Below are 14,389 nucleotides of genomic sequence, written 5' to 3'. Positions count from 1 at the left end.
CGTCTGGCAGTTCATGGGCGGCCTGGGCGTCACCGGCATGTCGAACGGCACGTCGTGGGGTCTCTACATCGCCTGCTTCATGTTCTTCGTCGGGCTCTCGGCCGGCGGCCTCATTGTGGCGTCGTCCGCGTCCATCTTCCATGTGAAGGAGTACAAGAAGGTGGCGCTGCCCGCCATCCTCGTGTCGCTCGTGTGCATCTGCATCGCCGGCGCGTTCGTGCTCATCGACCTGGGCGGCATCGTGCGCCTGCTGAACCTGTTCGCATCGCCGAACTTCATGTCGCCGCTTCTGTGGGACATCTGCGTCATCACCACGTACCTTGTTATCAACCTCGTGTACCTGTACTTCATGACGTCGAAGAAGCCCGGCGCGCAGGACAAGGTGGCTATCGTGAGCCGCTTCGCCCTGCCGGTGGCCATCCTCGTGCACTCCGTGACGGCGTGGATCTTCGGCCTGCAGATCGCGCGCGCCGGCTGGTACTCCACCATCATGGCGCCGCTGTTCGTGGCCTCGGCCATGGACTCGGGCCTGGCGCTTCTGCTGCTGGGGCTTCTGTGGATGAACCGCGCCAAGGTGTTCGCCACGTCGAAGAAGCTCATCGCGAACCTGGCGGGCTTGCTGGCCGTGTGCATCGCCGTGGACGGCTACATGGTGGGTTGCGAGATACTGACGATGGCGTATCCGGGCACGGAGCACGGCATGGAAGAGCTCGCCGCGCTGTTCACGGGTGCCACCGCCCCGTTCTTCTGGACCGAGGTCATCGTGGGCGTGATCATCCCGTTCTGCATCCTCGTGTTCGCGAAGAACCGCCGCCGCATGGGGCTCGTGGCGCTGGCGTCGGCCGGCGTGGTGGTGGGCGTGTTCTGCAAGCGCGTATGGCTCTTGTTCACCAGCTTCCTCTACCCGAACGTGGCGGGCGCGCCGGGGCTTATCACAGGCTCGTCGTCCTCGCACGGGGCGGCTGGCATGGACGCCTGGGCCGTGACCAGCTCGTACGCGCCCACGCTGCCCGAGCTCATGATCGTGGTGGGCATGTTCGCGCTGGGCGTGCTGGCCTTCCTGGTGCTCACCAAGCTGTTTTTGAGCTACGACCCGGCTCCCGCCCTGGCCGACGACGTGGCGGCGGGGCTGGCCCCGGCCGACGCGGCGCCGACGGTGGGCGGCGCTCCGGCGGCTGCGGGGTGCGCCCCTTCCGTCCCTGCGGGCAAAACGACTCCGACCCCCGCGAAATGACGACCGTGCAAGGCGCGGCGCTCGAAGGCGCCGATGCGTCGAAGCGGTGGGGGCTGCTGGCGGAGCGGCTCGCGTTTCTGGGCAACAGCCTGCTCTCGCCCCTGACGGTCGAGACGGCGTTCGGTCTGGACGAGGCGTTTTGGGACGAGTTCGGCGCGGGGCTCGCGACGTGCGACGGGCTTGTCGCCGACGGCGCCTCCGCTTGCGGCGAGGCGACGGAGCGCGCTCTCGCGCGCATGAAGGCCCGCGTGCACGACCTCCGGGTTATGAGCCCGGAGGTCGATGCGGCCGTGAGGCGCGCGAACGTGGAGTACGCGCGCCTCTTCATCGGCCCGCCCAAACCCGCCGCCCCGCCGTGGGAGACGATGTACGCGCGCAGTGGGGAGTTGGGGGAGGTGGGCTTCGGCCGCGCCACCGTGGCCATGCAGGACCTGCTGCGCGAGGCCGGCCTGGAGCTGGCGGGCGGCAGCAACCAGTACGCCGACCACTTGGGCATCGAGCTGCTCTACGCCGCCGAGCTCTGCCGCCGCATCGGTGCGCGGGCTTCCGCTTGCGAGGATTCAGACGCCGCAAGCGGGGCGGCCGTTCGTGCCGCGGACGGTTCAGCTGCGGACGCGGCCCGCGACGGGATCGCGAAAGAGCATGGTGGGACCGAGGCGCGCCTGCGCGCGTTCGCGCGCGAGCATCCCGCATCGTGGGCGACGGCGTTCCGCGAGCGCGTGGCCGAAAGCGCGCCGGACGGTTACTACCTGGGCATCGCGGAGGTGGCCGAGGCGCTCTGCGCCGCCATCGGGAACCCTCAGTAAGCTTCCCGTTCGTGCAGAAGACCCATCATGCGCGCCTCGCCGTCTTGCAGCTCGTACACGATGAGGAAGGGGGATACGACCGCCTTCCTCACGCCGTCTCCGTACTTGTCGATGACGGAGGCTGGAACGTTCGTGCTTCCGAGGGCGGGCATGTCGGCAACGAGCATGGCGACGTCGACGATTTCCTTTCGCTTCGAGGCGCGCCCCACCTTGGCGGCCACGTCCCGTTCGAACCCATGGGTGAAAACAACCTTAGCCTTCTTCATCTGCCAGCCCCATCGACGAGCGTATGGCCTCGATAGCGCTCAAAGCCGCGTCAGGGTCGGTGTGGTAACGGCCGGAGGCGACGTCGTCCCGTCCGCGGGCGAGCACCTCGTCGAGCCGCGCCGCATAGGCCGCTTCGCGGGCGGTTTGGTCGAGCGTGTTCAGGAACACCTCTTCCGAGCAGAAAACATAGGCGGCGGAGCCGTTTTCCGTGATGCGAACGATGCCCTCCTGGGCTGCTTGCTTAAGTTCTCCTTGCTTGCGCTGCATGGCCGACACCGGGTATATCTTCTCGAATTGCACCATGCTGCACTCCTTGTCGCTCATTATGTCAAATATACAGTAAATAATACATCGAAAAATACGTATAAAGCAAGGGTCTTCGCCGTGCGTCTACATCCTTATGCAGGGCTTCCGCCTCGCGTCCCTTGTCAGGCTGCTCGTTTGCGACTTTCCGTTACCTTCTCGTTACCTTTTATGGTATTATTCCACTCGCATATTTCGCGGGACTTTCCCGCACCTACGTAATAGCTGGCGAGAAACGGAAAACGAACATGAAACGCAGTACCCGTGTGCTGTCGGCGGCGCTCGTCGTCGTCCTGGCTTCCTCGTTGTGCACCGTTCCGGCTTACGCCGCAGACGGCGATGACCCGCAACCGGGCGAGATCCAGGAACCCACCGCTCCTTCCGAGGAATCCGAGACGCCCGCGTTCCAGCCGGCGTCGCTGCCGTCTCCCGACAATGAGGTCGCGCCAATCGATGACGAAGTCTCCTCCGCTCCCGAGCAAGCGGGTTCCGTGCGCACGAGGTTGATCGAGGGCCGCACGGCCGTTCTCGACGCCGCTGCGGACGGCGAGACGGCGCCCTCCGTTTCGTACGCCGTTCTGCTTGCGGGACCCGACGGCTACAGCCGCACCGGGACGGCCGAGCTTTCCGCGGCGGACCCTCAGGGCACTGTGCGCTTCGATGATTTGGCCGACGGTGTCTACGAGCTCACGGTGAGCGCGCCCGGCTTCCTGTCCTATCGACAGCAGATCGAGGTCAAGGCCGACGCCGTGTCCTTGGAGCTGCGCACGGGCGACCTGCTGGTGAATTTGGAAGCGGCGCACCCGGGCGTGATGCTGTCGGGCGACGCCACGGGAGACGGCGTCATCGACAGCGCCGACGCCGCGGCCATCGTCGACGTGCTCGAATCGTCCTCCTACGAATCCTCCTGCGACATGGACGGCGACGGTTCCGTCACGCTTGCCGACCTCCAGATAGCCGCTGCGAACATCGGCAAGGGCCAGATCGACGCCACGTTGGCGCGGTCTGTTTCGGCTGCGGCGGTGAAAGCCGAGGTGAACGACGGTATCAAGGCGTCGAGCGATCCGGCTGAACTGCTTGCGGGCGCGTCGCCGGTCACCTTCGAGTCGCAGAACCCCATCACGGAAAGCAATCCCGTGGTGGTCGACTTCGATCTCGCCCCGAACGGCGACGCGGCTCCGCTGGTCGACGGCATGGTTATCAGCGTGCCACCGCAAAGCGAGGGCGCCGTGGAGCAGGGCGCCGTGCGCGTGGAGTTCGCGGACGGCTCCTATGAAGACGTCGCCATCGCCAAGCCCGATTCGCGTGCCGCTTTCTTCCGCTCTCGGGCGGCGGCTCCCACGGCAACGATCGGCAATGACGGCACCATCGTCATCGATTTCGGCGGCCAGATCGCCGTGAAGAAGGTCACGCTCACCATCACCAAGACGTCCGGCGGCGCCAACCTCGCCGAGATATCCAAGGTCGAGTTCCTGAACGACATGGCCGAACGCATTCCCGAGCCCGATATGAGCGTGCCGGTGAACTTGCAAGCCGAGCCCGGCAGCAAGAAATTCACCGTCTCGTGGGACGCTTCCACCAACGTGACGGGCTACGAGCTCTCCATCAGCGCCAACGGCACGGAAGAGGTCAAGCGCACCACGGCCGTCTCGCTCACCGTCACCTCGTTCGGTGGAAAGAAGATCGCGAACGGCACCGAGTTCGCCATCAAGGTGCGCTCCGTGAACGGCGACTGGCGCAGCCCGTGGTCGACCGAAGCCAAAGTCACGCCGAAGACCACCAGCAAACCCGACGCGCCCGAGGGCCTCAAGGTCGTCGGCGCGTACCGCAGCCTATCCGTCAGCTGGAAAAACATGGAGGACACCGACTCCTACAACCTGTTCTACCGCGAGAAGGCCGACGAGGGCGGCGCCTACACGAGGATCGGCGGCATCGCATCGGCATCGTACCAGGTGACGGGTTTGAAAGACGACACCGAATACCAGGTGTACGTGACGGGCGTCAACGAGATAGGCGAAAGCGGCGCCTCGCTCGCGGCGACGGCGCGCACCACGAACGTCAACCCGGCGCAGCTTCCGGAATACCGGTTGGTGAACACGAAGAACGCCGACGGCGCCTACCTCTCGCACATCGCATCGGCCACGTACGGCCGCGGATCCATGGTGGACAGCCCGCTCGATACCGCGAGCGGCACGGCCAAGAGCGCGCTCGGCCTCTTCGACGACAACTACGGATCGTACTTGCAGGTGAACGACTGGGACGAGGGTGGATACTACCCCGGATCGAACAAGGGCGTCACCGTGGAGTTCGACGAGCCGCAGACGCTCGGCATGATCTCGTTCGCCGAGGTGCAGGACGGCGTGCCGTTCGGGAAGGTCAACGTGAGCTACGTCGATGAAGCCGGCGCGTGGAAGACGGTGGACGCTGCCGTGCAGATGCGCACGGGCCAGAATGGCCGCAAGTACGCGCTGGCGAAGCTGGCCGAGCCCGTCACCACCGGCAAGGTCAAGGTGGCTACCGGGCGCGCCTGGTGGGCGCCGAACGTGGTCATCGCCGAGATGCGGTTCCATGCCTACGACAGCCTCGAGGCCGACATCATGGCGCTGTACGCCGACGACCTGCACCTCGAGCTCAAGGACAGCGTGACCGTCGAGGGCATCGACGCGCTCCAGCGGCGCCTTGATGCGCCCGACGAGGTCAGCGGCGAATTCCATCCGTACCGCACGGCGCTCCAAACCGAGCTCGATTCCGCTCGCAAGCTGCTGGCGACCGAGGGCCTCGAGGGCACGGTGCGCGTGCACAACGCCATCTCTGCCAAGCGCGACAGTTCGCGCAGCCTCGGCATCGGCGGTCTGAACGCCTGGCAGCCCCTGGGCGCGGTGGCCGCGGCGGGCGACGAGATCGTCGTCTACGCAGGCGCGGCGGGCAAGGCCACCGGCTCGACCGCGCCGCTGCGGCTCGTGCTGTCGCAGCAGCACGCCGAAGGCGGGGCCACGAAGGTGCTCGCCACGCTCAAGGCGGGCCGCAACGAGGTGACCATCCCGCAGCTCTCCACGCTCGACTTCGAGAAGGGCGGCCAGCTCTACGTGGAGTACACGGGCGACTCGAACGCCGACGACTGGGGCGTGCGCGTGAGCGGGGTCTCCGTGACGCCTTCCCTCGACCTGTACCACGTGGACGACCCGACCGAGCGCCTGGCGCGCACGACGGCGTACGTCCAGGCGCTGGAGGCCTACGTGCCGCAGCTCGAGGCGCGCCACGACGAGGCGCATGCGGGCGACGACAACGCCGCCGTGCAGTACGCCTACGACGCGCAGAACTGCGTGCTGAACGCCACCGACGTGCTGCTCGACCAGATGATGTACTCGGTGCCCGCCCAGCAGATCCTCGCGGGCCTGGGCGAGGGCTCCACGGACGCGCGGGCGCGGAAGCTGCTCAGCTCGCTCGACGCGATGGATCAGATGATGGAGCTGTTCTACCAGCGCAAGGGCCTCGCGAGCTCGTTTGCCGACGGCACGCCCGCCGCGGTGGTCACGGCCAACTCGCTGCCCTCGCAGCATTTGAACATCCGTTACACGCGCATGGGGGCGGGTGCCTTCATGTACGCGGCGGGCAACCACATCGGCATCGAGTGGGGCTCGGTGCCGGGCCTCGCGAAGGCCAATCCGGCGGTGTTCGACGAGAGCGGCGCGAAGGCGTCCGGCAACTTGTTCGGCTGGGGCATCGCGCACGAGATCGGGCACAACATCAACCAGTCCCAGTACGCCTACGCCGAGGTGACGAACAACTACTTCGCGCAGCTAGCGCGCACCATCGACACGTACGGCTCCGAAGGAAGCCCCTACGGTTCGACCCGCTTCTCGTACGACGACGTGTACCAGCGCGTGACCTCGGGCGACGAGGGCCGCACGGGCAGCGTGTTCATCCAGTTGGCCATGTACTGGCAGCTCGCGCTGGCCTACGATGCGGGCGAGCCCTACCAGCTGTACGGCACCTACCAGGAGGCGTTCGAGAACAACTTCTTCGCCCGCGTGGACAGCTACGCACGCCGCCCGGGCACGGCGCCCGCGCCCGATGGCGTCGCGCTCGTCTTGGACGGCGGCGAGAGCCAGAACATCATGCGCTTGGCGAGCGCCGCGGCCGAGCGCGACCTCACGGAGTTCTTCGAGCGTTGGGGTATCGCGGCCGACGCGACCACGGCCGCGTACGTGAGGCAGTTCCCTGCCGAGGAGCGCGCGATCTGCTACGCGAACGACGACGCTCGCGGCTGGGCGCGCGCCCACGAAGACGTTGGCGCCGTGGCCGGGAAGGACGTCGTGAAGGCTTCGGTCGAGGCGAGCGGCAGCGAGGTCGTGCTGACGCTGGGCGCCGAAGCTTCCGCAGGCGATTCCGTGCTCGGTTACGAGATCGCCCGCATCACCTACGCGGGCGGCCAGCCGCAGCGCGAGGTGGTGGGCTTCTCCACCGACGGCACGTACGAGGACGACGCCTCGTCGCTCGGCAACCGCGCCGTGGCCTACGAGGTGACGGCCGTGGACAAGTTCCTCAACCGCTCGGCATCGACGACGCTCGACGCGGTGAAGCTCTCCGGCGACGGATTGCAGGACAAGGCCGGCTGGACGGTGGACACGAACATGATCTCCACGCAGGATGCGGTTCCGCCCGCGACCGACGACGATCCCGACGCGCCCGAGCCGCAGCCGGCTTCCGCGCTCGTCGTGGACGGCGACGCCGCCACCGCGTTCACGGGCGCGTCTGCCGAGGGCGACCCCTACCTGACCATCGACATGGGTGCATCGACGCCGGTGACGGCGGTGCGCTACACGCTCAAGGGCGAAGGCGCGGCGTTGGGGGCCTACCGCATAGAAACGAGCCTGGACGGCGAGACCTACACCATTATCAAAGAGGGAAGCTTGCAGCTGGGCGACGACGGCGCCGCCACGCTCTACTTCGACAACGGCGAGGACCCGTGGGTCTGCACCTACGACGCGCGCTACCTGCGCGTCACGGGCACGGGCCAGGCGGGCAAGGAGCTGTCCGTCGGCGAGATCGACGTGTTCGGCCCCTCCGGCGACAACGTGGAGCTGCTCGACGCCGACGGCGTTCCGGCCATCGGCATCCTCAAGAGCGACTTCGTGTACCAGCAGGCCGTGGAGGGCCAGGCCGCGCGGTCCATTCCGCAGGGGTCGCTCGTGTTCACCGGCTCGTACAAGGGCAATCCGGCCTACAACGTCGTCGTGCTCTACGACGCCGACGGCAACGTGGTGGGCGGTGCGGACGCCGACGGCAACCTGGTTGCGAGCCAGATCATCCTCGCGCCCGATCCGGGCGACGCGATGCTCGGCGAGACGTCCGAGGGACGCTGGGTGTACTGGATCGAGCCCGCGGCGCTCGAGAAGATGCGGCTGCCGAAGCAGGTTCGCGCCGAGCTCTACCGCGTAGACGACGCGCTGACGAACGAGGGCCAGCGCCTGACGAGCGACTCGCTGCTGGCGAGCGTGCCGGACACGCTGCCCGACATCGAGTTCAACGGCGCCGCATCCGCCCCGAGCAACCACTAGCCCGCACCGCGAGAGGAACGGTTGGAGATATGACTGACACGATGAAGAAACTTGCCGCGGGCGCGTTCGCGGCGCTCGCCCTCTGCCTCGCGCTGATCCCGGGCATCGCCTGGGCGGACGTCGACCCCGAGGCCGTCCTTCAGAAGGTGGACGGCTCGGACGACGTGTCCGTGGCCATCAACCTGCCCGACGGGGCGCGCGACGAGGTGTACGCCCTTCGATTGGTGCTTACCTTGAAAGGCGACGATCTGGACGGCGTGAAGGCCGAGTTCGCTTTCGATGACTCCCTGAAAGGCGTTGCGGTTAAAGAGGCGCGCTACCAGCACGAGGGGGGAGAGGGCCGCCTCAACCTGTACCTTGCCGGCGACGTGGACCTGTTCGCAACCTCTCCGCTGAAGCTGGGCGCCGTGCACGTGGCGGCGCCGGACGGCACGACGGTTCAGGTGGGTGCCGGCCAGCTGAGCGTGGTGAACGGCGCGCACGACGCATCCATGCCCGAGCTGTTCGCCGGCGAACCGGTGTCGGTCGAAGTGGGGGCGGGCGTCTCCCCGAACCCGCCCACGCCGCCCGCCGGTGACGACGACGCCGACAAGGGCGACGGATCCGGCACGGGCGACGGTACGGGTTCGGGCAGCGGCACCGGCTCGGGTTCGGGCAACGGTTCGGGATCCGACGGCTCGGCGAACCGGAGCCCGGGAGCTCCGTCCGGCACCGATTCCCCGCTGGTGACCACGGGCGACAACCTCGCGACGGTGCTGGCCGCCTGCGGCATGGCCGTCGTCGGCGCCGGGGCGCTCGTCGTCCTTGCCCGCCGCAAATCCCAACGCTAGCCAACCTGCCCGCGACAGATTCGGAACGGCGGACGGCTCCGGCGCGACCTTTCCTCCCGTAGGGCCGGGCAGCAGCCCGTCCCTTGGGAGGTTGCCTTTCTCGGGGGCATCGGCGCAGCGTCGCTTTCCGGCGCCCCGCGCCCCGCTAAATATGAGGAGATTGCGATTGGCCTGATGGCCGCACTAGGCAAGAGCCGCGAATTATGGTATAAACGTCAAAGCAAACGCGCACGATGTGGGTGAGAGGTACGTGCGCACCATACTTTCGAAACATGAGAAAGTGGGCCTGTTCCCGCTTTCTTTGTTTGTAGGGGGTCGCATCGCTTCCGTTCGTCAAACGGAAGGGGCGCGGCCGCCGGGACACGGCACGACGGCGCGCGGGAGAAGGCGCGCCGGGGCGAGAGGAGACGGACGTGCTCAGCAAGAAGGAACAGCAGCTGCTCGACGCGCTGGCTTCCCGAGCCGACGCGGAGGGCGTGGAGATCGTCACCGTGGAGGTGGTGGGCGCGAAAAAGGCCCCCACGATTCGCGTGTATATAGATACGCCCGACGGCGTGAGCTTTGACGAGCTTTCGGCGGCCCAGGTATGGATCAACGAGATCATGGACGAGCTCGACCCGTTCCCCGGCGCCTACACGCTGGAGGTGTCGTCGCCCGGCATCGACCGCCCGCTGCGCACGCCCGAGCACTTCGCGCGCTTCGCCGGCGAGACGGCCGTGGTGAAGACGACGTCGCCGCTCGATGGCCGCAGCGCCTTCACCGGCACCATCGCGCGCGTGGAAGGCGACGCGGTGGAGCTCGACGTCGACGGCGCGATCGTGCCCATCCCCGTATCCGACATCAAACGCGCCCACCTCAAAGGCGCGATCGATTTCAGCTCATAGGAAAGGACTTCAGACGTGGCAACTTCAGAACTGATCGAGGCCTTGCAGGCGCTGGCCCACGAGCGAAAGATTGACGAGTTCTACCTTATCGAGCGCCTGGAGCAGTCGCTGGCCAAGAGCTACGAGCGCATCCTCGACCTCGAGTGGGACGCTCGCGTGACCATCGACCGCCAGACGGGTCACATCTACGTGTACGAGCTCGTGCCCGTGGGCGAGCCCGACGAGGAGACCGGCGAGTACAGCGAGTTCGAGGAGCGCGACGTCACGCCGGCCGACGTGAGCCGCATCGCCGCGCAGAACGCGAAGGGCGTCATCGCCTCCATCGTGCGCGAGGCCGGCCGCCAGTCCATCTACGAGGAGTTCTCGGGCCGCGTGGGCGATCTGGTCACGGGCACGGTGCTGCAGGGCACGCCGGACTTCACCATCATCAAGATCCGCGACGGCGTGGAGGCGGAGCTTCCGCACTACGACCAGAAGCGCAACCCGAACGAGCGCAACGAGCGCCCGTCCAACGAGCACTACCGCCACAACCAGCGCCTCAAGGTGCTCATCATCGAGGTGCGCGATCCGAACTCCGACGCGCCGAAGATGCGCGGCGAGCAGGCGCGCCCGGCCATCGTGGTGTCGCGCACGCACCCGGACCTCATCCGCCGCCTGTTCGAGATCGAGGTGCCGGAGATCTACGACGGCATGGTGGAGATCAAATCCATCGCCCGCGAGCCCGGCGCCCGTTCGAAGATCGCGGTGTCCTCGCGCGAGGCGAACCTCGACCCGGTGGGCGCCTGCGTCGGCCCGAAGGGCAGCCGCGTGCGCATGGTGGTGGAGGAGCTGCGCAACGAGCGCGTGGACGTCATCCAGTGGCACGAGGACCCCGGCACCTACGTGGCCAACGCGCTCTCTCCTGCGAAGGTGACGAACGTCATCATCGACGAGGACAACCACTACGCCACCGTCATCGTCCCCGACGACCAGCTGTCGCTGGCCATCGGCAAGGAGGGCCAGAACGCGCGTTTGGCCGCGCGCCTCACGGGCTGGCACATCGACATCAAGAGCGCTTCGTTCGCCGGCGAGCCCTTGTCCGCAGGCGACAACATGCTCATCGACGAGGACGTGGAAGCCGACGACGAGGCGGGTTTGTGCGCCTACGTCAGCGAGGACGGCGCCCGCTGCCGCAACCATGCCCGTCCGGGCAGCCGGTACTGCGGCGTGCACGCCGATCTCGACGGGGAATAGCGGCAAAGGGAAGCGAGCGAGACGACGGATGACGACGGAGACGAACAAACGGCAGCGCAGCTGCATCGCATGCGGGAAGCTCGCCGGCAAGGCCGAGCTGCACCGCGTGGTGCGCACGCCGTCCGGCTCCGTGGCGTTCGACGACACCGGCCGTGCGCCGGGGCGGGGGGCGTACGTATGCTCCGAGGCGTGCTTCGCCGCCGCATGCAAGACCAGAAAGCTTGAACGGGCGCTGAAGACGAAGCTCGATCACGATGAGTTGGAACGAATCGCAGCCGAGGTGTCTTCGGCGCTGCGCGAAGCGTAAGGGAAGAGGAGTGGTATATGGCCAGCATGCGCGTACATGAGTTGGCGAAGGAATTCGACATGACGAGCAAGGAGTTGCTCGACAAGCTGCACGAGATGAAGATACCCGCGAAGAGCCATGCGAGCATGCTCGCCGACGCCTACGTGGCAAAGATCAGGAAGAACCTGGAGCCCGAGATCAAGCAGCGCGCGGGCCAGCTGGAGGACGAAGAGGCCCGCAAGCTCGCCGAAGAGCGCGCCGAGGCCGAGGCCAAGAAGGCCGAGGAGGAGCGCGCCCGCCGCGAGGCCGTGGAGCAGGAGCGCGCCGCCCGCGAGGCCGAGCGCGCCCGCCGCGAGGCCGCCGAGGCCGAGGCTTCCGAAGCGGGACAGGCCCCTGCCGCGGACAAGCCGGCCAAGGCTCCCGCCCCCTCGCCGTTCGAGAACCTGGCAAGCCAGATCGAGAGCGAGAAGGAGCGCGTGGCCCGCGAGGCCGCCGAGGCCCGCGCCCGCGCCCGCCAGGCCAAGGCCATGGCCGAGGTCGCGAAGAAGCAGGCCGTGGAAGAGGCCCTGCGCCAGCGCAACGCCAAGAAGCAGAAGGGCTCCTCGTCCGCTTCCGCCCCGAAGCCCGCTCCGGTGATCGGCGCGAAGAAGGCTTCCGGCTTCGACTCGCTGCTGTCGCAGATCGAGGCCGAGAAGCAGCGCATCGAGGCCCAGAAGAAGCAGGGCGGCGCGGCACCGGCCGGCGGCGCCAAGGACGCCGCGCGCAAGGGCGGCAAGCCGGAGCGCGGCCCGAAGAAGGGCAAGCGCGGCTCGTTCGAGCAGATCGTGCCCGAGCTCGAGGCGCAGCAGCAGCCCTCCGGCGAGGACCGCTACGCCCAGATGGCCGTGCAGGCCGAGAAGCTCCAGCGCGACAAGGTGCTGGCCGAGGCCCGCGCCGCCGTGGCCGCCGCCACGTCCCACGAGGGCGAGGGGCGCCGCAAGAAGCGCAAGGAGAAGCGTGAGGCCGAGAACCGCGAGCGCTTGGAGATGGAGGCCATCGAGAAGGGCCTCGACCCCACGCTCGTGCTGGACGACTCCGTGGTGGAGATCCCGCAGGGCGCAACCGTGGCCAAGTTCGCCGAGCTTCTGGGCGTGCAGCCCAACGACATCATCAAGCGCCTGTTCATGCTGGGGCAGGTGCTCACGCTCACGCAGTCCATGGGCGACGACTTGGTGGAGCTCATCGCCGACGACATGGGGCGCAAGGTGCGCGTCGTGTCGCCCGAGGAGGAGTACGCGGTCGTGTACCACGACAAGGACGAGGACCTTATGCCCCGTCCGCCCGTGGTCACCGTCATGGGCCACGTCGACCACGGCAAGACGTCGCTTCTGGACGCCATCCGCGACACGGGCGTCGTGGCCAGCGAGGCCGGCGGCATCACGCAGCACATCGGCGCGTCGGTCGTGGAGATCGACGGCAAGCAGATCACGTTCATCGACACGCCGGGCCACGAGGCGTTCACGGCCATGCGCGCCCGCGGCGCCCTCATCACCGACGTCATCGTGCTGGTGGTGGCCGCCGACGACGGCGTCATGCCGCAGACCATCGAGGCCATCAACCACGCGAAGGCGGCCAACGTGCCCATCGTGGTGGCGGTGAACAAGATCGACAAGCCGGGCGCGAACCCCGACCGCGTGCGCCAGGAGCTCACCGAGTACGGCGTCATCCCCGAGGAGTGGGGCGGCTCGAACATGTTCGTGGAGGTGTCGGCCAAGCAGCGCCTGCACATCGACGACGTGCTGGAGACCATCATCCTGCAGGCCGACGTGCTCGAGCTCAAGGCCAACCCCAACGCCGAGGCCTCCGGCTTCGTCATCGAGGCGAACCTCGACAAGGGACGCGGCCCCGTGGCCACCGTGCTCGTGCAGCGCGGCACCCTGCGCCCGGGCGACATCGTGGTGGCCGGCACGTCCTACGGACGCGTGCGCGCCCTGGTGGACCCGCGCGGCAAGCACGTCGACGCCGCGCTGCCCGCCGACCCGGTCGAGATCCTGGGCCTGAACAGCGTGCCCACGGCCGGCGACGAGTTCCGCGTGTTCGAGGACGAGCGCGACGCCCGCAAGCTCGCCGAGGAGCGCGCGCTGCGCGCGCGCTTGGCCGAGCAGGAGACGAAGTCCCACGTGAGCCTGGACGACCTGTTCAGCCGCATCGAGGAGGGCAAGCAGACCGACCTGAACCTCATCGTGAAGGCCGACGTGCAGGGCTCCATCGAGGCGCTGCGCGACGCGTTCGAGAAGATGGACCAGTCCGAGGTGCGCATCAACATCGTGCACTCGGCCGTGGGCGGCATCACCGAGACCGACGTCACGCTGGCCTCCGCCTCCGACGCCATCATCATCGGCTTCAACGTGCGTCCCACGGGCAAGTCGAAGGTCCAGGCCGAGAAGGAGAAGGTGGACATCCGCCTGTACCGCGTCATCTACCAGGCCATCGAGGAGATCAACGCCGCGCGCGTGGGCCTGCTGTCCCCCGACATCGTGGAGGAGGACACCGGCATCGCCGAGGTGCGCGAGACGTTCAAGGTGCCGAAGGTGGGCACCATCGCCGGCTGCTACATCACCGAAGGCGAGATCCACCGCGACGACAAGGTGCGCATCGTGCGCGACGGCACCGTGATCTTCGAGGGCGTCATGGCCAGCCTGCGCCGCTTCAAGGACGACGTGAAGTCCGTGAAGCAGGGCTACGAGTGCGGCATCGGCATCGAGAAGTTCCAGGACCTCAAGGTGGGAGACACCATCGAGGGCTACCAGGTGAAGGAAGTCGAGCGCACGGAATAACGATGATCGAGGCGCGGGTTGGAAGGTGGATGCTTTTCAACCCGGCCCGCAACGGGGGGGGGTGGCGCGATGTCCAGTCGCTCGGCAGTCCTGCTCGCGCGAAACGTCCGCTGGACGTTTCGGCTCGTGCGGAACTCGCTTGGTGGACACCGTGCCACCCCCTGTTGCT

10 protein-coding genes are annotated in these 14,389 nt (G+C 67.5%); 8 read left to right on the top strand and 2 right to left on the bottom strand.

All coding sequences use genetic code 11. From position 1 onward, the window contains the following. The first annotated feature begins 13 nt into the window (after positions 1–13). Together nrfD and HCH03_RS10080 are read left to right on the top strand one after the other, a co-directional pair. On the top strand, positions 14–1,234 hold the full coding sequence (gene nrfD / locus HCH03_RS10085) for an NrfD/PsrC family molybdoenzyme membrane anchor subunit (RefSeq protein ID WP_221689410.1): 1,221 nt from the start codon (positions 14–16) through the stop codon (positions 1,232–1,234). Further along, positions 1,231–2,040 carry a TorD/DmsD family molecular chaperone gene (locus tag HCH03_RS10080; RefSeq protein ID WP_221689394.1) on the top strand — a complete coding sequence of 270 codons (810 nt, stop codon included), beginning with the start codon at positions 1,231–1,233 and terminating at the stop codon, positions 2,038–2,040. Before nrfD ends, HCH03_RS10080 begins: the two co-directional genes overlap by 4 nt. On the opposite strand, the gene HCH03_RS10075 is transcribed toward HCH03_RS10080, so the two are convergent. After that, positions 2,034–2,306, bottom strand: coding sequence for a type II toxin-antitoxin system RelE/ParE family toxin (locus tag HCH03_RS10075; protein WP_080143242.1), 273 nt, complete (start codon positions 2,304–2,306; stop codon positions 2,034–2,036). The genes HCH03_RS10080 and HCH03_RS10075 overlap by 7 nt on opposite strands. Further along, a complete protein-coding gene (locus HCH03_RS10070) occupies positions 2,293–2,610 on the bottom strand; it encodes a hypothetical protein (RefSeq protein ID WP_185905088.1) in 318 nt (105 codons plus the stop codon). The genes HCH03_RS10075 and HCH03_RS10070 overlap by 14 nt, the downstream gene beginning before the upstream one ends. Positions 2,611–2,858: 248 nt before the next feature. On the opposite strand from HCH03_RS10070, the gene HCH03_RS10065 reads away from it, so the two are divergent. From HCH03_RS10065 to infB, 6 genes are all read left to right on the top strand, one after another. Next, positions 2,859–8,171 carry a fibronectin type III domain-containing protein gene (locus HCH03_RS10065; protein WP_221689393.1) on the top strand — a complete coding sequence of 1,771 codons (5,313 nt, stop codon included), beginning with the start codon at positions 2,859–2,861 and terminating at the stop codon, positions 8,169–8,171. A 29-nt stretch (positions 8,172–8,200) separates the two neighbouring features. Beyond that, on the top strand, positions 8,201–9,001 hold the full coding sequence (locus tag HCH03_RS10060) for a hypothetical protein (protein ID WP_221689392.1): 801 nt from the start codon (positions 8,201–8,203) through the stop codon (positions 8,999–9,001). A gap of 413 nt (positions 9,002–9,414) precedes the next feature. Next, positions 9,415–9,885 (top strand): ribosome maturation factor RimP, encoded by a 471-nt coding sequence (rimP, locus tag HCH03_RS10055; protein ID WP_080143239.1) that lies wholly within the window; start codon positions 9,415–9,417, stop codon positions 9,883–9,885. A 15-nt stretch (positions 9,886–9,900) separates the two neighbouring features. Then, entirely contained in the window at positions 9,901–11,118 is a 1,218-nt protein-coding gene (gene nusA / locus HCH03_RS10050) for a transcription termination factor NusA (RefSeq protein WP_080143238.1), read from the top strand. 28 nt (positions 11,119–11,146) lie between these two features. After that, positions 11,147–11,425: an RNase P modulator RnpM gene (rnpM, locus tag HCH03_RS10045; protein WP_185905092.1), complete on the top strand. Its 279-nt coding sequence runs from the start codon at positions 11,147–11,149 to the stop codon at positions 11,423–11,425. A gap of 17 nt (positions 11,426–11,442) precedes the next feature. After that, a complete protein-coding gene (gene infB / locus HCH03_RS10040; RefSeq protein WP_221689391.1) occupies positions 11,443–14,220 on the top strand; it encodes a translation initiation factor IF-2 in 2,778 nt (925 codons plus the stop codon). The last annotated feature ends 169 nt before the right edge of the window (positions 14,221–14,389 follow it).

It is taken from the genome of Gordonibacter massiliensis (ex Traore et al. 2017) (genome assembly GCF_019731765.1).
Taxonomy (GTDB): Bacteria; Actinomycetota; Coriobacteriia; order Coriobacteriales; family Eggerthellaceae; genus Gordonibacter; species Gordonibacter massiliensis.
The sequence above is the reverse complement of the archived record's forward strand: the minus strand, read 5'-3'. Positions and strand labels throughout refer to the sequence as shown.